Source organism: Paenibacillus violae (assembly GCF_032461945.1).
Lineage (GTDB): Bacteria > Bacillota > Bacilli > Paenibacillales > NBRC-103111 > Paenibacillus_E > Paenibacillus_E violae.
Genome location: NZ_JAWCUD010000007.1, coordinates 304,715 through 322,968, shown reverse-complemented (window position 1 = coordinate 322,968; position 18,254 = coordinate 304,715). Strand labels below are relative to the sequence as shown.

The following is an 18,254-nucleotide window of genomic DNA, read 5'->3' as shown; positions in this document are numbered from 1 at the left end:
ATCATTATGAAAGTTCGGAAAGCAATAATTCCTGCAGCAGGTCTGGGCACCCGGTTCTTGCCGGCAACCAAAGCGATGCCAAAAGAATTGCTGCCGATCATTGATAAACCTACGATTCAATTTATTGTGGAGGAAGCGGTTGCTTCAGGCATCGAGGATATCATCATTGTGACGGGAAAAGGCAAACGTGCGCTGGAGGACCACTTCGACAACGCTTTTGAGCTGGAGTACCATTTGCAGCAAAAAGGGAAGTTGAGGATGCTGGAAAAGGTGCAGGAGCCGGCGCAACTGATCGATATCCACTACATTCGCCAGAAAGAGCCGAAAGGCTTGGGCCACGCCATCTGGTGTGCCAGAAAGTTTATTAATGATGAGCCGTTTGCCGTTCTGCTTGGCGATACATTTGTACAGTCCGATGTTCCCTGCTTGAAACAGATGATGGATTATTTCGATAGGTACAAAACATCGATTATCGGTGTGCAGCCTGTGAATCCCAAGGATGTTTCGAGCTACGGCATCATTGATGCCCAGCTGTTGTTTGATCGCTTTTATAATATTACGAAGCTTGTGGAGAAGCCGAAGCCTCAGGAGGCTCCGTCTAATCTTGCCATGATTGGCCGATATATTTTGACGCCCGCTATTTTCGACATCTTGGAGGGGCAGGAGCCGGGTGTCGGGCAAGAAATACAGCTGACCGATGCGATCTCGAAGCTGAATGAGCAAGAGGCGGTTCACGCTTGTGAGATTAACGGCGTCTGGCATGACGTTGGCGATCATCTGGGTTATGTGAAAGCGATTCTTGATATCGCGGTGCAGCGGGAAGATTTGAGACAGCCTATTTTGGACTATATCAGGTTTATCGAAAGGAAATAACGATTGGGTTAAAAAGGAGCGAGCGAAATGACGCGATTCGAAGTCAAAGGTGACAAGAGGTTTCTTGTAATCGGCAGAGTGGGCGATACCTCTATCCATCAGCAATGGCTGCAGCCTGCGGAGTATAAAAACTTCGATCTTTGTCTTAGTTATTTCGGAAGTACGCCACAAAGGTATGTGAATGATTGTGACTTCTATCATGAAGTCCCAGGGTTAAAATGGCCTACGGTGAAGGATACGATTGAAGCCTTTGGAGATGGAATCTATCACTATGATGCCATCTGGATGCCGGATGATGATATAAGCGCAAATGCTTATGACATTAATCGCATGTTTAAGATTTTCATGGAGCAGGGTCTGGAGTTGGCACAGCCGAGTTTAACACTAGACTCCTACTATGGACATGGAATCACGCTGCAAAATAGCAATTACTATTTACGATATTCCCAGTTTATTGAACCTATGGTTCCACTCTACACGAGAGAAACTTTCCAAAAGCTTTTGCCTACGTTTGAAAAAAGTGAGTCGGGCTGGGGCCTCGATTTCGTTTGGCCTAAGGTCCTGGGGTATCCGCATCAAAAATTAGCCATTATCGATGAGGTCGCTGTCAAACATACAAGACGTGTCGGTGGCGGCGAGCTCTATAAAAATATCTCAGGCTCCCAATGGGACGATTTGTATCGAGTTACAGCCGAATATGATGCAGCTATTAACTTTCGGATGACCCATTATGGCGGCAAACCGAAGGGCAAACGCGTCATGTTTGCGCTGTTGGCTCACAAAGATGAGCATGTTCTTGCCGCACAAATTGAAAATATTCGTAAATTCAACCCGGAAGCGGGCATTGTCCTGTATAACGGAGGCGAAGACAGCCAATTCGGGAAAGGCATGAATGCTGCCATCTGCGAGTACAGCCGCCACTTGACCTGGGGGCATCTGGCGCCTTTTCTATGGGACGTAATGAAATGGCTTGATGAGCATAAGGTGAACTACGAATATTTGGTGAATCTTGACGATGATATGCTCTTCGTGAAGCCTGGCTTCGAGGCTTATCTGGATCAAACAATGCGAGGCTACGATTGTATGGGCTGGGATATGCAAACCTGTCGCAGCGTACATGATGCAGACAACATGAATAAGCAATCGATGTGGGAAGAATGGGGGCGTTGGGGCTCCTTGTTCCAGACAGATCACTTCGTCCGCTACTTTAATCCTACGCAGGTTTACCGGCGTGGCATTGTGAAGAAGATGCTGAAAGCAGCGGATGTCTCGTTGGTTGATCAGTGGCTCTCCGAGAGTCAAGTTGTGGCCTTGGAAGAGTTTTTCTTTGTCACATTCGCTGCCTCATTGGGTGGGAAATGTCGTGAGTTTCCACGGGACCAGCGATTGAATGTGATGCGGCATGAGCATGAAATTGAGCAGAATGAGGCGCACGCCGCCATGCATCATTACATGTATCATACGATCCATCCTGTCAAAGGAGATCGGCTCCTTCACCTGCACAATCAGCTAATGGCCGGGGATATTCCTTATGTGGATCCGAATCCGCCACAGCCACAGCCGCAACCGGAGCCGAGTCCTGATGTGCAAGTAAGGCGTCCTTTGGTACGAAGGAAACGCGTTGTGCTGAAGAAAAGGCTGCTTGCAAGGAAAAAGCAGATGTTGAAAAAAGCAGTGGGCAAGAGAAAGAGAGTGCTTAACCATAAAAAACCGCTTCTGAAGAAAAGAGTGAAGACGGTTAAAGCGGTTAAGACAGTGAAGACAGTGAAGACAGTGAAGACAGTTAAAACAATTAAAACAATTAAACCGGTGAAGGCAGTCATTCCTAAGAAGCCCCAAAGTGGGAAGAAGCGTATTCAGCCTAAAGTAGGCATGAAGACACTTTCGGCTCCAGGAGGAGGTTGGGCTAAGCCCCAGTCGACCATATGGAGCAAGTTTGGCAAGAAGGTGGGCGCGTAAATCTAACCATGTGGAGTAATCATGAGGATTAAAACCTCCACGAAGAATCACTGATTGGAGTGGTAAAGATGAAGATTGCATTTATTTGCACTGAAATGCTTACCGTTCCGCCTATTAGGGGGGGCGCCATTCAAATTTTAATCAATGGCGTCACCCCGTATATTGGCAGTAGGCATGATCTCACGATTTTCTGCATTACGGACCCCGATCTCCCCAATCGGGAAGTGGTTGACGGAGTCAAATATATACGGATTCCGCGCGAGGATTATGTGAACGGCGTTGCCAAGGAGCTGTCCAGGCAGCGCGCCGGCAACCAAAAGTATGATGTGATCCACGTGTTTAACCGTCCGAAAAATGTGCCTGCGTATAAAGCAGCCATGCCGAATGCCCGGTTTGTCGTCAGCTGCCATAATGAGATGTTCCGAGAAGGAAAGATCACACCGGAAGTGGGTCGTTCCGTTATCAAAATGGTTCATAAAATTATGTCGATTTCCAATTATATCGGCCAAACGATTATCAGCCGTTTCCCTTCAGCCAAGGGAAAAGTGAAGACGGTATACTCAGGAATCAACTTGCAGCATTATAAACCGATCTGGACACCTGAAGCGCAGGAGCTTCGGAAGGAACTTCGCCAAAAGTATGGCGTAGACAATAAAAAGGTCATTCTATTCGTAGGGCGATTAAGCAAAACGAAAGGTCCCGACGTGCTAATCAAAGCTGTTGAGCAGGTAAGCAGCATCCGGAAAGATGTCGTGCTTGTTATCATCGGAAGTAAATGGTTCCATAATGAGCAGTTGGATGAATACGGAGCAAGCCTTCGCCAACTGGCCAAATCGCTTGGGGACCGTGTTATCTTTACAGGTTTTGTTCCACCAAGCGAGATTCCCGTCCACTATTTGCTAGGAGATATTTTCGTTTGTTCTTCCCAGTGGCAGGAGCCTCTGGCGAGAGTTCATTTTGAAGCGATGGGCGCGGGACTTCCGATCATTACAACCAATCGCGGAGGGAATGCAGAAATTATCAAACCCAATGCTAATGGTATTGTGATCGAAGATTACAGCAATCCTGGGGCATTCGAAAAGGCGATTACGTTTCTGCTATCTAATCCTGACGAAGCGCTGCGTTTAGGAAAAGCAGGCAGAGCGGTTGTAGAGAGCAACTTTGGCTTCGAGCATGCGGCTAAGCGGCTTGAAAACTTATACGCCCCAGATAAAAGCAAATGAGCTTAAAGCTTGAGGCCATACATCTACGGAGGTGTCAGCATGGATACTACTTTTTCGGATGTAGTGAAGAAGGTTATGACGCATTATCCTTTGAAAGTGAAAAATATTTATCTCTTATCCTTTAAAGGGAAAAAAGCAGTCTGGTCCATCCAAACCGACATGGGTGAATGGATTATGAAAAAGGTTCCATTCGATGAAACCCATATTGATTTCATGCTCCATGCCATTGCCTATCTCAAAAATAATGGCGTTAACACGCCTGGTGTGCTCAAAACCAGTTCTGGCGAAGGTTATGTGAAGTTAAATGGGGAATATTTCGTCGTTTTTGAAACCGTATACGGACGCTCACCGGAATATAACAATGATGGTGATTTAGCGCTCATGCTAAAAGGAATGGCAGCCTTTCATAAAGCATCAAGAGGGATCGAATCTCCCAATGGTTTCTACCCTTCCTACCTGTTGACGAAATGGAAGTCGGATTTGCAGACAAGAATGGAACGCCTGAAAGCCTGGAAAGAGCAGCGCCAGCAGGTTAAAAATAAAAATGAGTTTGACCGTGTCTTTCTAGCGAATGTGGATACCTTCCTGCAGCAAGCGCAAGCAGCGCTTACGACGTTGAATCAGCCGTATTTCGAACAGTGGGTGAAGGAAACGGAGAGGACCAAAACATTGTGCCATCAAGACTTTGCAGCGGGTAATTTGGTTGTAGGCAAAGATGGTAAACTTTATGTCTACGACATGGATTCCTTGACGGTAGATCTGCCTGTTCGCGATATGAGGAAAATATTAAACAAGGTCATGAAGAAAGATGCCAACTGGAACCTCCCGATGATGCTCAAAATGATGAAGTTTTACCAGCAAGTCAATCCTTTAACGAAAGAACAATATCTGATTCTGGCAGCAGATATTCAGTTTCCCCATTTATTTTACGGACAAGTGTCCAAATATTATGAAAATCGCGAGGACCAATGGACGGTTGACAAACATATCGTCCGTTTGAAAGATATGATCAGTACCGAGCTGAGCAAAAATGCGGTTCTGAAATCGTTCCTCGCACGTCTGGATGAGGTGGTTAAACGTGATTCCTAGTCAGGAAGAACTCCATTTGGGGAAACGTCTCATGGCACAAAGTTATCCACAGATAGCCATAAAAAACATCCAGGTTATTCAAAGCGGAGGCATCAAAACGATTTGGAAGCTGGAGACATCTGTAGGAACGGTTTGCCTGAAGCGGATACGAAAGTCCATTCCGATCGTCAAATTCACGACAGCAGCTCAGGCGTATCTTTACCAAAAAGGAGCCCATGTTGCAGGGATTATTCCAACGAAGGATGGCCAGCTTTATTTTGTCCATGAAGGTTATGCGTTGGTTCTCTATGCTTGGGTTGAGGGAAGCGACTTGGAAATGGATCGGGTTCCTGAGCATCTCTATACGGGGTTAAAGGGTCTCGCTCAATTCCATAAGGATACCGTAGGATTTATCCCTCCTGATGACTGTGAGGTCTATAACCGGATGGGGGTATGGCCGAGTCATTTTAGCGGGATGTGCGAAGAGCTCAAGCAGTGGAAAGAACAAGCCAAGCAAGGAAAAACGCTTTTTCATCAGTCCTATATGAAGACTGGCGATGCGATGATTCAGATGGCAAGCCATGCCATCAAGCTGCTGGAAGCGTCCTGCTATGCGGACTGGGTGGCTGACATCGGCAAACACGGTTACATGTGCCACCAGGATTACGGCAAGGGCAACGCGATCCAAACGGATCGAGGCGTGTGTGTGCTGGACTTGGATAATCTGACGTATGACATTCCATTGCGTGATATCCGGAAGCTCCTGACCAAACGCATGGAAGAGCTGGGACGCTGGGATGCCGATGAGCTGAAACGGTGCATGAGCTATTATGAAGCTGTTCTTCCATTCACGCCTGAGCAAATGCAGGTGCTTTATATTGATTTGCTGTTTCCGCATAAGCATTACGGCTATGTCAAAACGCCTTTCAAAAAAGGCGAACCAGGAGACGAGAAAAAGCTGAACAAGATTGTGTTATTTGAAATGGAGAAGCTGCCTGTTCTTAAGAAACTCATCAAGGGATTTTAAGGGGGATCAATATGAGGTCAGAAGAGGAATTTGTCGGCCGGGGCTTGCAGTTTGCTGAACTGCTAAGAAAAATTGCGGATCAAATAACAGCAGATAATCTCGTTATTCGAGGTAAACAAATCACCTTGCCGAATGTTGATATGGAATTTAAAGTGAGTCATAAGAGCGATTTGGGTGCAAATAAATTGACAATCGGGATTGAATGGGTGGACAAATAGATAAGAGGACGGAGTGGGGATTATCCCAGCTTCGTCCTCTTTTTCGTTTTGGCCGCTTTTTTCTTCGTCGCTGATTGGGGACGCAGCGGCTTTTTGGCAAGCTTCTTTATCGTTCTTTTTCGGCTGCGTAGTCCGAACTTGAACTTACGCCGTTTGATGCGTCTTCGAGGAAGTGCTCTCTTCAGAAGTCTCTTGCGTCTGATTCTTTTTCTTCTTAGAACGGCAGGGCGAGGAGCGGGCAAGGCACTGGCAATCGGTTCCGGTTTGGGCAGCAAAAGTTGATTCATCTCCAGCAGTTTATCCCCTTTTATCGGATGAATCCAATAGTAGTAAGGATGATCTCGATGCTGCTGCACACTTTCATAGGTGATGTTTTCGCCCCAGCGGACCATGTCATTATACTTGGCTCCCTCAGGGTATTCCCGGACCCTTCCGCCGCAGGCCATAGCCAGTGTGACAAAAAATACTTCTTCTAAAGCAGCGGCCTCCGTTATACCGAACAGGTGATCTACGGCGGCATGGTCGACATGTGCAAGCATACGTCTGACGATATCATGCCTGTAGACTTGACCGGGGTTAAAGTAGGTCAGAAAGCCGTCTGTCCGGAAGACCGGCTGCCATAAATGCCATTCGTTCATCATGTTTTGTACAGGAAGGGAGAAGTCGTGATCCCGATTGTTTTCAAGTCTCCAGCCCATGCTGTCGGACTCGGCCATCACCTCATCCAAGAAGGGCTGGAAGCCGTGTTTCACAAATAAAACATCATGATCCAGCGACATAAGATATTCATAGCCGGCGCCGATTTCCTCCAGCCATTTCATGATCTCCCACATACCCGGCGCGATAATGCCAGCTTTTAAGGGATGGCTGTGCGGAAAGGACCAGATGTTCACGTTTTTTCCAAAATCGGGATTGGGTCCGCCGTTGTAGAGAATAATGCCGGCTTCAGGATTGAAAAAATGAATATTTTCGACCTGTGCCGCCAATACCTGTTCGTTTTCGTGAGCGATTACGATAATGACCAATTTTTTTTGGATCAGTTCATTTATATGAGTAGGGGTCATATCCATTGCGGCACTCACCACCTTATGATTTGTTTAGCTGCTGCGCTGTATTTATCATATTCTGGAGCTGGCAAAGTGTGAAAAGCTAGTCAGCGTGTTCCATCCATGCATGCAAGTCAGCAATCATTTGTGGATAAGAAGAAACCGGATAGTTGAAGTCAGCTCTTGTGGAGATCAAGCTCTTGTCGGATAGGAATTCATCGTTAGCGTGAATGGTGACGGCATCATGATGGAACTGCTGCTGAATCAGCTTCAGCAAGTCATATTTGGAGAGCTTTGGCTGGCCGGCAAGGTGTACAAGCCCATCAATAGGATGCTGGAAGCACCAGTCGATTGCTTTGGCCAATTCCAACGTCGTAACGCCGTTCCAGAACACCTTGCGATAGCCCTGAATGTCGCCTTTCTGCTGCATAAACCAGTGAAAGAGCCCAATGCCGTTTTGTTTTAACTCAGGCCCGATAATCGAAGTGCGGATCGTCAACACGTTGGGTCCGATGACCTCGCCCAGGCTTTTGCTTTTGCCATAAACCGATAGGGCATCCGTGAGATCAGATTCTGTGTAATCCCCGCGAGAACCTGAGAACACGCAATCCGTGCTGATGTGAAACAGGCGGAAGCCATAATGCTCCGCAAATTCAGCCAGCCTGTGGGGAAACAAGCTGTTGACATAAATGGCTTCAGCCTGCCGCCTTCTAGCCTCTTCATTCAGCAAGCCGACAGCGTTGATGACAGCATCCGGTTGGATTTGTTTCAGCAGATGCCGCAAGTGCTCATCGTTTCTGACGTCCAGCGCTACAGCCCGGGGGTCCGCCGGATCGGCGGATCGCACGGTCGTCCATACGTCACCCTTATGCTGACGGGTAAAATAGCTCTTCAACATGTGTCCGGCCATGCCCCGACCGCCGATAATGAGTAGTTTCAAGGAAGAAATCCTCCTTTAAGCAGCATCTGTAAGATCTCTTCGGATGTCATGAGCGAATCGTTGGAGGCGTACTGGGCGAAGGTTGATTTCGGTAAATGACTGTAATGGTCATATAGGGAGGGCGTCGCATTCGCAGGGAGGATGACAAAGTATTTCTCATTGTATTGGTAGGTAAAAGGAATTTCGTGAGAGGAAATAAGCACTTCATGCAGCTTCTCCCCGGGACGGATACCGACATCCATTAAGGACAGTGGTTGGTCTGTCAATTGCTCCATAAGGACTTCAGCCAAATCAAGAATGAGGCAGGCATTCATTTTCATCACAAAGGTTTCTCCGCCTACAGCCGCTTTGGCCGCACTTAACAGCAGTTCAATTGCTTCAGGAAGCGTTAGGAAGAAACGAGTCATATCCTTGTGCGTAAGGGGGAGAGCTTCTCCTTGCAAAATGCGGTTTTTAAAGAAAGGAACGACGCTGCCGTTGGTACCAAGCACATTGCCGCCTCGAATACACACAAACTGGGTTGTAGAGCTGAGATCATTTGCCCGAACCATGAGCTTCTCTCCCAAAGCTTTGGTCATCCCGTAAAAATTGATCGGATCCACGGCTTTATCGGTGGAGACGTCGATGACTTTTTTGACGCCGCCCCGAATACTGCCTCGGATGACATTTTCAGTTCCTTTGACATTCGTTTTCAACGCTTCATCCGGTTGGGCTTCACAGATCGGCACGTGTTTGAGAGCAGCCAAGTGAAAGACATAATCGACGTTCCGGCAGGCGTCCTCGACAGCTTCCTGATCCCGGACATCACCGATCATAAAAGTGAGAGAAGGATGGAAAGCGAAGTCACGCTGCATCTTCACTTGTGAGAATTCGTTGCGGGAGAAAATGCGAATTTCCTTAGGTCCCTCCTGCAGGAGGCTGCGGGTAAGCTCCTGCCCCCAAGATCCGGTTCCTCCTGTGATGAGGATCGTTTGATTATGAAACATAGCTCTGTCCTCCTAGTACAATATTGACAACCTTACTCGATACATTCGGGTCCAGATAGCCATCCGGACACTGCCATGTATGATGAGGCTGCATCATCAACTTGACGCTGGCGGCGATTCGCTCAGGCACAAGACCGGAAAGTAAATTGCTGCCGCAAAGCAAGGTTTCCGGCCGCTCGGTGCTTTGGCGAATGGTGACGGCCGGTACGCCCAGGATACAGCTCTCTTCCTGCACCGTGCCGCTATCCGTAATTACGCAGGCGGCATGTTTTTGCAGCTTCAGAAAGTCGAAAAATCCAAAGGGCGGAAGAAAGCGAATGAGCGGGTGTGAAGCCATAACCCCAAGCTTATCGAGGCGGTCCTTCGTCCGGGGATGGGTACTGCAGATGATAGGGAGCTGTGTATCTTCGGCTACAAGCTGCAGGCCTTCGATAATTTGCCGCAGCCGGGCTTCATTATCGACGTTCTCGGCCCGGTGGGCGGTAACGAGGATATATCCTTTATCCGATAGGCCTAGTTCCTCTAAAATACGACTCGCATCCGCCTGCCCTTTATAATGCTCCATCACCTCATAAATCGGATTCCCCGTCATCCAAATTCGCTGAGAAGGAACACCGTCCCGCAGCAAGTTCTCGCGCGCGCCGGGGGTATAAGGCATATTGCAGGTAGAGATGGCGTCTATTGCTTTTCTATTAATCTCTTCAGGAACGCGGGTATCGTAGCAGCGATTTCCAGCTTCCATGTGATAGACGGGAACGCCGTGCCGCTCGCCTATGAGGGCGGTGAGCGCGCTGTTGGTATCGCCAAGCACGAGCATGCGATCCGGTTTCTCCTTCAGCAGCACTTTCTCAACTTCGACGAACATTTTTGCAATTTGCTCGCCAACGGTTTGCGCTTGGAGCCGAACATGAACGTCCGGGAGCCGAATGCCCATTTGCTCGAAAAAGACGTCGCTAAGCGTGCGGTCATAATTTTGTCCGGAATGCACGAGGAGATGTGAATCTGCAAGGAGATCCAGTTTGGCGATCACTAAGCTTAACCGGATAATTTCGGGTCGTGTTCCTAGGACGGTCATGATCTTCATCGCGTAAATCTCCTTTTCATAAGAGGCTTCGATAGTAATCCAGCGTATCGGATACCGATTGGGCGAGTGAAAAGGTGGGTGCCCACCCGGTTGCTGCGCGAAGCTTGGCGTTGTCCCCTTGAACGAGGGGAGCTTCGTTAGGGCGAATCAAACGCTCGTCAACGGCGACCTCGAAAGGGATGGCCGCATAGTGCTGCAGCAGGTCAACGATGGCGCTGATCGGTGAGGCTGTGCCACTGCATACATTAAATACATGGCCAAAAGGTGCTGCGGTTAGCTGCATGAGTGAGCCGTAGGCGATAACAGCATCGCGTACGTCGAGAAAGTCGCGCTGTACAGCCGTGTTGCCCATAACGAGCTTAGGAGGGAGATGGCCTTTTTCCATCATCGCGACTTGCTTAGCGAGCAGAGCGCATACGCCGGTCGCGTTTCCTGGGCCAATCAAATTGAAAGTTCTGGCTATGAACGTTGGAACCGCATATACGCTGCCATACATTTGCATGAATGAAGTCATGATCTGCTTGCTCCATGCATAGGGGCTGACAGGCAGAATAGGCGAGGTTTCATTTACAGGCATTGTTTGAAAATCATATTCATAAGCGGTTCCTATGGCTAGAAACCCTAGAATTCTGTTTGCTGCCGCAGCTCTTACAGCTTCTAGCATGTGCAACGTACACCACGCGTTCGTATGCAGGACTTGAACGGGATTCGCATAAGATGCACTAACATCGTTAGCTCCGGCCAAGTGGACGATATGTGTAATCGGATGCTCCTGAAGGAGCTGTGTAAGGATAGCGCTCTGCGTGATATCACCTGAAATATAGTGTAGATTGGGATGTTTCATAAGGCAGCTGGACCTGCGTCCAATCCCAAGCAGGTTCATGTTTTGACGCAAGAGATAGGCTGCCATGTGCTGCCCGACGAACCCGTTAATCCCCGTGAGGAGTACGAGTGGAGGATTCGCCATCCTCGTCATCCTCGTCGTGCTCGTCATACCGGTTCACCGGGAAGCAAGAGAGATTTGAGTTTGCCGAATTGCTCATTGGCCAAGGTATAATCCACCGGGCGGCCGATATCGAGCCAGAAGTCATTGTTTTCATAATGGCGGACTTTCTCATCTGCGGCTAGCAGGGCATGAATCAAATCAGGAATGTCGAAATATTGATGGGAAGGGATATAATCGGCTACTTCCGGATTCATCATATAGATGCCCATGCTGACATAGGCCGATCGGGTAGGTTTCTCTACGAAGTCAGTAACGAATTCATCCTGTGTTTCAAGGACCCCAAGCTCAATTGGAATCCCTTTTTTCTGTGAAGCGATAGTAAGTATACTGCCGCCTTGGATATGGAAATCTCTAAAGCGGGAGAAATCTAAGGTGGTTAAGACATCACAATTAATTAACAAGAAGGGACCGGGCCTGCGGCTTATGAGTTTAATTGGTCCCACAGTGCCCAGGGGCTCATTTTCTACATAATAAGAGATGGAGACACCCCGAGAGCTCCCATCTCCAAAATAGGTTTGTATAAGCCCCGACAAGTAGCCGCATGCCATGGTGATGGAGGTAAACCCATAATTACGGAGCTGTTTCACGATAATCTCCAGTATGGGTTGTTCGCCAACGGGCAACAACCCTTTGGGAAGCACCTTGGTATAAGGCGCCATGCGCATCCCCTTGCCGCCCGTCATGATAACGACTTCCACAGAAACCAACTCCTTATACGACATATTCATTAGGCCGGTACAGCTCGGGATGGTCGTTCATCCACTCAATTGTCCGAGTCAAACCTTGCACCAGAGGAACGGTTGGCTTCCATCCCATCAAAGCTGCGGCTTTGCTGCTGTCCGAGAAGAGGCGGTCCACTTCACTTTTTTCCGGCCGTACCCGTTCGCTGGCGATACGGACAGGCAGATCTTTTCCAATAATTTGCTTGATGGTCTGAGCAAGCTCGCCAATGGAGATTTCCGCCCCCGATCCGGCGTTTATCGTCTGCCCAATCGCGGCATCATGGCTGGCCGCACATATAAAAGCTCTGGCGGTATCTTCTACAAAAGTAAAATCACGGGTCGCACTGAGATTGCCGAGGACAATTTCGGGTTGATGCAGCGCTTGATTAATAATGGTAGGAATGACTGCTCGCATGGACTGTCGCGGACCGTAGGCATTGAAGGGTCTGACCGTTACGACAGGCAGCGAATACGAGCAATAAAAGCTTTCAATGATCTTATCAGCGCCGATCTTACTTGCGGAGTAGGGGGATTGGCCTTGCAGCGGATGCGTTTCATCCATAGGCACATAACGTGCGCTTCCGTACACTTCGCTGGTAGAGGTGTGAATCAGTTTCGCTGTCCCTAAATCCAAGGCGGCTTGCGCAATATTTAGGGTGCCAATGACGTTTGCTTGCACAACATCCGTTGGATGTTGATAAGAATAAGGAATAGCGATCAGCGCTCCTAAATGAAAAATGGTATCCATGCCTTTCACGGCACGATAGACGCCATGAGGATCACGCAAATCTCCTTTAACGACGTCAATTTCCTTCTGTATGTCACGGGGCAGTTGATCGAGAAAACCGCGTGAATTCGTGGAGTTATATCGAATAAAGGCTCTGACCTTCGCACCTTCCGCAACTAGCTGATGTACGAGATGACTGCCGATAAAGCCGGCGGCACCTGTTACCAGCACTTGCTTCCCTCTCATCATGTATGAGATCACTCCTTCCAACATATGGTTACAGTCTATTCCCTTTGTCTATGGATGTAGTGGACTATCCCCCACTCGAAAAGAGGATTAGGAAAAAATAGGTAAAAACGGGTATGGCGAAAAGACCGCCCCAGAGGATCATGGAAGATCTTTTGGGGCAGTCTGTTTTATTCAAAAAACTCCGTTAGCCATACGTATATGAAATACCGGAGAGTGTGACTGGACCTGTAACCGTTGCCCCAGTTAATAATCCTGGTTCCAATTGTACAGTGAAGGAGTAGCCTTGGTTCGAAGTAGCTGGCACATTGGAATCGATGGCCTGGAAGGAGACCGTTAGTTCTTGCCCAGTGGACAGAAGGGCTTCTTGTCGGGCGGAGAAAATGACGGCGTTGCCACGTAACACGTTAAATAGGAGCACAGGAGCAAGAAGAGTGGAGGAGACACCAACGGTAGCTGTTAGAAGAACTCTGTTGGGTCCTTGTGGAATGGCTAATCCGAATTCTGCGAGTGTGATGGGCGTCGTGGAGACAACACGATTGAGAGAGCCGCTAGATGATCCGGGAACGCTTGTCCCGATGCTAACAATGTTTGACATAAAAATCACCTCCTTTCCTATATTCTATTAAATTTAATAGAATTTGCTTGGATGGGAGTTTGTGTTTTCCATTTTAATGGTAAAATCTTTGACTGTTCTAACTTTGTTAAGGGATATAGACGCATTAACAGGTCAAGTTGGTGCTGTGACACATACGCTAAATCTAAATAATTAAACAAATATTGGGAGGTGCTGCCGATCATGGATGCACGCAGAGCTTATCAGCTTCGGCCCGTTATTTTTTTAAATACGGTTCCCAAAAGTGGAACAAACCTTCTGAATCAGCTTTTGTTAGGCATTCCCGGTTCGGTAATGAACGACTATGTCTTTTATGAAGGCCTGGTTAAGGATTTGCCATTACAAGCTTCAATCCTGAACAAGGCAGTCCCGAATGATGTTTATATGGGACATGTATACTACTCCCCCGAATGGGCCAAACTCCTTGTCCGACCTGGTATTAAAACCATCTTTATGATCAGGGATTTGCGAGATGTGCTTGTGTCCCTGACGTATTACATTATCGAGAAGCTCCCGGATTATCCCATTTATAAGGAGCTAGTCGCCCTGCCAACTCAGAAGGAACGTTATTTACTCCTGATTAATGGGCTGGATGACTACCCGAATATTAAAAACTGGTTCGGAGTATTTCAGGGCTGGTTGTCCGTGCCGGGTATTTTTATCACGACGTATGAAGAGTTGATGATTTCGAAGGCATCAAGGCGGAGAACGATTACAGCGATGGCGGAATTTTTGTGGAAGGGGAGCGTACCGCCCATGCCGATCGCGAAGTTGGTTCGCAGCATGGAAGCGAATATGGATAGCGGCAGCTCGTTTACTTTTCGCAAAGGCGTTGTAGGCGGTTGGAGAAATGAATTTGACGAAGAGGTTATAGCAGCCTTCAAACGTGTGGCAGGTGATGTATTGATACAAACCGGCTATGAAAAAGATATGCTTTGGTCATAACCGGAGAAATGGAGGTTAACCATGAAAATCGTAATACCTGCGGCTGATTTGCATATTGGTGGCGGTTGTAAGGTATTGGTCGATATCGCCGGAGCCCTTACGAAAAAGGGACATGAGGTTGAGGTCGTCATCCCCAAGACGGCAACCGTGAAGTATAACATTCCTTGCAAGCTGACGATTGTTCCGAAGCTGGAAGCAGACTATATTCCTTATGGTGATATTATTTTACCTAATTTCTATACCACATTTCAATCGGCTTTCGAGGCGTGGCCAGAGCAAACGGTTAGATTAAGCCTTGGCTTTGAACCGCTTTGGGTGCCTAACCGCGAGGCAGCTTTATGGACTTATGCACAAGAGGTCCCGATCCTTTCCATTTCCAGTTGGTTGGATCAACAAATATTTGATCACGTAGGGCGGCGCAGCACTATAGTATCTCTTGGTATTGACCCTCGCATTTTTCGTCCGCAAGGTCCTCGCATTCACCCGCATCCTAGCAAGAAAACGACGAAAGTGATTCTGTACATCGCACGGGACAGGAGAGACTATGCGCTAAAAGGATTTGATGATTTCTATGCTTGTATGGAAATTATCAAAAACGAGTATGCAGGCGATTATATGGTTTATCTGATCTGCCCGGATGGCGCAGTCTCACTCGTGACGCTGGGTATTCCGGAACGTATCTTTTATCCCAAAAATGAATTTGAGATGGCGAAGCTCTTCCGGACAGCCGACGTTTTCGTCGCATCATCTTGGTTTGAAGCCTTCTCGCTGCCTCCCTTGGAGGCAATGGCCTGCGGCACGCCTGTCGTGACGACGAATTCAGGCGGTGTCATGGACTTCTGCTCGCATATGGAGAGCGCGTATGTCACCAAGCCAAGAGATCCTAGGCAACTGGCACAGGGCATTTGTGCCGTGTTATCCGATCGCCAGTTGGCGGAAAAACTCGCTCTTGGTGGCAAAGCTAGTGCGGCACGATTAACGAAAGCCCATTTTGAACGCAATATCGTGAACGCATTGGAGGAAATTTACAACGAACGTGTCTCGCTGAACTAAGAACAAGGTAGGTGTTTCAACCGTGAATGCAAATTCGAAAGTCTCCATTGTGATTCCTTTTTATAACTGTGCATATGTCCGCACGGCGATTGAAAGTGCGCTGAGCCAAACCTATCCGAATATTGAAATCATCGTCGTTAATGATGGCTCAACCCAGCATATGGAGAAAATTGTTCCATATATGGACCGGATTGTTTATGTGGAGAAAGAAAACGGAGGTACGGCGAGCGCGCTGAACGCCGGTATCCGGCGCGCCACAGGCGACTATTTTGCATGGCTCAGCTCCGACGACATGTTTGAGCCAAACAAAGTAGCGAGGCAATTGGCTTTTATGCATGAGCAAGGGGCTAAAGTCAGCTATACCTCCTATGTTCATATGGATGGGCAGGGGGTCATCTTTGGAGGACCTTCAGGAATTGGTTGTTCCACCAAAATGGAATTCTATAAAACCATGCAAAAAGGCTGTATTATCAACGGTTGTACCGTGATGCTGCATATGGATGTCTTCCAGAAGACGGGTTACTTTAATGAGACTCGCAAATATACGCAGGATTATGATTTTTGGATGCGAGTTATGAAGCGGTTTCACTTCTTTTATTTAAATGAAAGTCTTGTTCGCTACCGGGTGCACCCCGAAATGGGATCTCGCAAGCATGAAAGCGCAATTGTCAAAGAGATCCAGTCGATTCAAGCCATCTACCGGAAACAGCTGGATGCCTTGATCGCCAAGGAGAGGTTGACGATCACTTTTCCTATCATTACACTCAGCATCGGCGGAGCGCAGAGAATGTTGGCAGAAATGGTCAATGGGCTTGCGGCTAAAGGTCATGACGTCAGCGTTCTGATGCCGCCTGAGGGCGCCATAAACTATACGATTAATGCCAAAATCATCCGTACCAAACAGAATTATATGATTCTGGAGAAAGATTATCCCGAAGCGGATGTGATTGTATCCAATTTCTATACGATTGTACCCGGAGCCCATCAAGCAAGCTTGAACGGGAAAGGCGTGCACGTCCGCTTAAGCCTATGTTATGAACCTGCCTTTCTCCCGGAAAATCATATCTCTTTCCCTACGTATCACATTTCGAAGCACACTGTCGTCCTCTCCAATTGGCAAAAGCAGCTTATTACACTGAATCACGGTCATCAGGCGCATATTGTGCCGGTAGGTGTCGGGAATGCTTTTAGGAACCACCATATTCGCGATACGCAGACCCAACTGCAAATATCGGCGATTATGCGGAGGCCGGAGGGCGGCTATTCCTGGCACAGAGAACAGGATTATTTGATCAACCAACTGGAAATCGTGCAGGCCAAGTACCCCCAGGTTCGTATCAACCTGATGACTCCTCCGGAAGAGTTTCATAGCTCTCCCCTCTTACAGGCTATCAAAGCCAATCATCCGACTTTTCGCTATTTAACCCCTGGGCACGATGGTGCTATGGCCTATCATTATAACGAGACGGATATATTCGTGAACTCTTCTACCTATGATTCTGCTTCACTGCCAGGTCTGGAGGCTATGCGCTGCGGGGCGGCTTTGGTCACAACCTACAATGGGGGAAATATGGATTACTGCCGGCATGAACAAAACGGTTTGATGTCTTATCGCTATGAGAACCGCTTGGCGGCCGATGTTGGCCGGTTGATTGAGGATGCCGATTTGCGCAGAAGACTGGCGGCTGCCGGGGAAATTGAGGCTTCGAAATGGACGTGGGAGCGCAGCGTAGATGCCTTTGAAAGAGTGCTATATGACATTCGAGCATCGCGATAGATACCCAGATTTATATTTTTAGGTGACAGTCTAGGACGAGGGTCTATTCCGCTGAGTAGTATAGGAGTGTGATGGAATCCAATTTTTGTTAGTATATGTAAAAACTTTGGAGGTGCCCTATGTCCCGTATAACAGAAGACAACGTGGTTAAGAAAACCACTCGTGTTGTTAGGAAAAATGACTGCAGCACGAGGAAAAGAGGCAAGAAAAATAAATGTCATGTATGCAAGAAAAGATCAGGCAGAAGAACGATCAAAGTCATATGTAAGCAGCCTAAAGCCCCTATTGTCCATGTTACGACCCCTCCAGCGGAAGTCAACGTTCAAACCAATCCCCCGGAAGTCCATGTTACAACCCCGGAAGTCCATATCACAACCCCGCCTCCTATCGTTAACGTAGAGACTCCTAAACCCGATGTTCACGTCAAAGTAGAGACACCGAAAACAGAAGTGAAGGTTAAGGTTGATTACCCGGATGAGAGTTGTAACGAAGAGTTGAGAGACTTATTGGAGCAATATTGGGATACGGAGATTGAGCTGTTCACATCAAGCGGAGCAGGTTCCGGGGGAGAACCGCCAAACCGGATCGGAATGGTTGAGAAAATTGGGAAAACGACCCTAATCCTTCGTCCAACAACGGGGAATACGATGGATCACATTGTTATATATTCGATATGTCACATTATCGGTTTCAGACCTTATACACCGGTTGAGGCTCCATAACGAACGGTAGGTTTAA

General features: G+C 47.9%; 18 protein-coding genes. 10 read left to right on the top strand and 8 right to left on the bottom strand.

Translation table 11 applies throughout. The annotated features are described in order from the left end of the window. The first annotated feature begins 6 nt into the window (after positions 1 to 6). From galU to RQP52_RS21150, 6 genes are all read left to right on the top strand, one after another. Positions 7 to 873 (top strand): UTP--glucose-1-phosphate uridylyltransferase GalU, encoded by an 867-nt coding sequence (gene galU, locus RQP52_RS21175; protein WP_315953699.1) that lies wholly within the window; start codon positions 7 to 9, stop codon positions 871 to 873. A gap of 27 nt (positions 874 to 900) precedes the next feature. Further along, positions 901 to 2,832, top strand: a complete 1,932-nt coding sequence (locus RQP52_RS21170; protein ID WP_315953698.1) for a hypothetical protein — start codon at positions 901 to 903, stop codon at positions 2,830 to 2,832. Positions 2,833 to 2,900: 68 nt separating this feature from the next. Then, positions 2,901 to 4,055, top strand: coding sequence for a glycosyltransferase family 4 protein (locus tag RQP52_RS21165; protein WP_315953697.1), 1,155 nt, complete (start codon positions 2,901 to 2,903; stop codon positions 4,053 to 4,055). A gap of 39 nt (positions 4,056 to 4,094) precedes the next feature. After that, complete coding sequence (locus RQP52_RS21160) at positions 4,095 to 5,144, top strand: CotS family spore coat protein (RefSeq protein WP_315953696.1); 1,050 nt, start codon at positions 4,095 to 4,097, stop codon at positions 5,142 to 5,144. A 31-nt stretch (positions 5,145 to 5,175) separates the two neighbouring features. Next, on the top strand, positions 5,176 to 6,150 hold the full coding sequence (locus RQP52_RS21155; protein WP_315953695.1) for a CotS family spore coat protein: 975 nt from the start codon (positions 5,176 to 5,178) through the stop codon (positions 6,148 to 6,150). Positions 6,151 to 6,161: 11 nt separating this feature from the next. Continuing rightward, complete coding sequence (locus RQP52_RS21150) at positions 6,162 to 6,368, top strand: hypothetical protein (RefSeq protein WP_315953694.1); 207 nt, start codon at positions 6,162 to 6,164, stop codon at positions 6,366 to 6,368. Between the two features lie 20 nt (positions 6,369 to 6,388). Here RQP52_RS21150 and RQP52_RS21145 read toward each other — a convergent pair whose 3' ends face one another. The 8 genes from RQP52_RS21145 to RQP52_RS21110 form a co-directional block, all read right to left on the bottom strand. Next, positions 6,389 to 7,438: a hypothetical protein gene (locus RQP52_RS21145; RefSeq protein ID WP_315953693.1), complete on the bottom strand. Its 1,050-nt coding sequence runs from the start codon at positions 7,436 to 7,438 to the stop codon at positions 6,389 to 6,391. A gap of 79 nt (positions 7,439 to 7,517) precedes the next feature. After that, complete coding sequence (locus tag RQP52_RS21140) at positions 7,518 to 8,354, bottom strand: SDR family oxidoreductase (protein WP_315953692.1); 837 nt, start codon at positions 8,352 to 8,354, stop codon at positions 7,518 to 7,520. Further along, positions 8,351 to 9,340, bottom strand: coding sequence for a polysaccharide biosynthesis protein (locus RQP52_RS21135; RefSeq protein WP_315953691.1), 990 nt, complete (start codon positions 9,338 to 9,340; stop codon positions 8,351 to 8,353). Before RQP52_RS21135 ends, RQP52_RS21140 begins: the two co-directional genes overlap by 4 nt. Beyond that, entirely contained in the window at positions 9,330 to 10,424 is a 1,095-nt protein-coding gene (wecB, locus tag RQP52_RS21130; protein WP_315953690.1) for a non-hydrolyzing UDP-N-acetylglucosamine 2-epimerase, read from the bottom strand. Before wecB ends, RQP52_RS21135 begins: the two co-directional genes overlap by 11 nt. Positions 10,425 to 10,440: 16 nt before the next feature. Further along, entirely contained in the window at positions 10,441 to 11,391 is a 951-nt protein-coding gene (locus tag RQP52_RS21125; RefSeq protein ID WP_315953689.1) for a GDP-mannose 4,6-dehydratase, read from the bottom strand. A gap of 23 nt (positions 11,392 to 11,414) precedes the next feature. Further along, entirely contained in the window at positions 11,415 to 12,128 is a 714-nt protein-coding gene (locus tag RQP52_RS21120) for a sugar phosphate nucleotidyltransferase (RefSeq protein WP_315953688.1), read from the bottom strand. Between the two features lie 13 nt (positions 12,129 to 12,141). After that, on the bottom strand, positions 12,142 to 13,125 hold the full coding sequence (locus RQP52_RS21115) for an SDR family NAD(P)-dependent oxidoreductase (RefSeq protein WP_379170974.1): 984 nt from the start codon (positions 13,123 to 13,125) through the stop codon (positions 12,142 to 12,144). Between the two features lie 187 nt (positions 13,126 to 13,312). Beyond that, positions 13,313 to 13,723: a hypothetical protein gene (locus RQP52_RS21110; RefSeq protein WP_315953686.1), complete on the bottom strand. Its 411-nt coding sequence runs from the start codon at positions 13,721 to 13,723 to the stop codon at positions 13,313 to 13,315. A 201-nt stretch (positions 13,724 to 13,924) separates the two neighbouring features. Between RQP52_RS21110 and RQP52_RS21105 the strand changes: the two genes are divergently transcribed. The 4 genes from RQP52_RS21105 to RQP52_RS21090 all read left to right on the top strand — a co-directional run bounded on the left by RQP52_RS21105 (position 13,925) and on the right by RQP52_RS21090 (position 18,238). Continuing rightward, complete coding sequence (locus RQP52_RS21105; RefSeq protein WP_315953685.1) at positions 13,925 to 14,686, top strand: sulfotransferase domain-containing protein; 762 nt, start codon at positions 13,925 to 13,927, stop codon at positions 14,684 to 14,686. 21 nt (positions 14,687 to 14,707) lie between these two features. Continuing rightward, complete coding sequence (locus RQP52_RS21100) at positions 14,708 to 15,739, top strand: glycosyltransferase family 4 protein (protein ID WP_315953684.1); 1,032 nt, start codon at positions 14,708 to 14,710, stop codon at positions 15,737 to 15,739. 22 nt (positions 15,740 to 15,761) lie between these two features. Beyond that, a complete protein-coding gene (locus RQP52_RS21095) occupies positions 15,762 to 17,516 on the top strand; it encodes a glycosyltransferase (RefSeq protein WP_315953683.1) in 1,755 nt (584 codons plus the stop codon). Between the two features lie 119 nt (positions 17,517 to 17,635). Further along, entirely contained in the window at positions 17,636 to 18,238 is a 603-nt protein-coding gene (locus RQP52_RS21090; protein ID WP_315953682.1) for a hypothetical protein, read from the top strand. Positions 18,239 to 18,254: the final 16 nt, after the last annotated feature.

Excerpts from the sequence above, each read along its gene's own strand:
- galU (WP_315953699.1), top strand. The coding sequence starts at position 7 with ATGAAAGTTCGGAAAGCAATAATTCCTGCAGCAGGTCTGGGCACCCGG.
- RQP52_RS21170 (WP_315953698.1), top strand. The coding sequence starts at position 901 with ATGACGCGATTCGAAGTCAAAGGTGACAAGAGGTTTCTTGTAATCGGC.
- RQP52_RS21165 (WP_315953697.1), top strand. The coding sequence starts at position 2,901 with ATGAAGATTGCATTTATTTGCACTGAAATGCTTACCGTTCCGCCTATT.
- RQP52_RS21160 (WP_315953696.1), top strand. The coding sequence starts at position 4,095 with ATGGATACTACTTTTTCGGATGTAGTGAAGAAGGTTATGACGCATTAT.
- RQP52_RS21155 (WP_315953695.1), top strand. The coding sequence starts at position 5,176 with ATGGCACAAAGTTATCCACAGATAGCCATAAAAAACATCCAGGTTATT.
- RQP52_RS21150 (WP_315953694.1), top strand. The coding sequence starts at position 6,162 with ATGAGGTCAGAAGAGGAATTTGTCGGCCGGGGCTTGCAGTTTGCTGAA.
- RQP52_RS21145 (WP_315953693.1), bottom strand. The coding sequence starts at position 7,438 with ATGGATATGACCCCTACTCATATAAATGAACTGATCCAAAAAAAATTG.
- RQP52_RS21135 (WP_315953691.1), bottom strand. The coding sequence starts at position 9,340 with ATGTTTCATAATCAAACGATCCTCATCACAGGAGGAACCGGATCTTGG.
- wecB (WP_315953690.1), bottom strand. The coding sequence starts at position 10,424 with ATGAAGATCATGACCGTCCTAGGAACACGACCCGAAATTATCCGGTTA.
- RQP52_RS21125 (WP_315953689.1), bottom strand. The coding sequence starts at position 11,391 with ATGGCGAATCCTCCACTCGTACTCCTCACGGGGATTAACGGGTTCGTC.
- RQP52_RS21115 (WP_379170974.1), bottom strand. The coding sequence starts at position 13,125 with ATGAGAGGGAAGCAAGTGCTGGTAACAGGTGCCGCCGGCTTTATCGGC.
- RQP52_RS21110 (WP_315953686.1), bottom strand. The coding sequence starts at position 13,723 with ATGTCAAACATTGTTAGCATCGGGACAAGCGTTCCCGGATCATCTAGC.
- RQP52_RS21105 (WP_315953685.1), top strand. The coding sequence starts at position 13,925 with ATGGATGCACGCAGAGCTTATCAGCTTCGGCCCGTTATTTTTTTAAAT.
- RQP52_RS21100 (WP_315953684.1), top strand. The coding sequence starts at position 14,708 with ATGAAAATCGTAATACCTGCGGCTGATTTGCATATTGGTGGCGGTTGT.
- RQP52_RS21090 (WP_315953682.1), top strand. The coding sequence starts at position 17,636 with ATGTCCCGTATAACAGAAGACAACGTGGTTAAGAAAACCACTCGTGTT.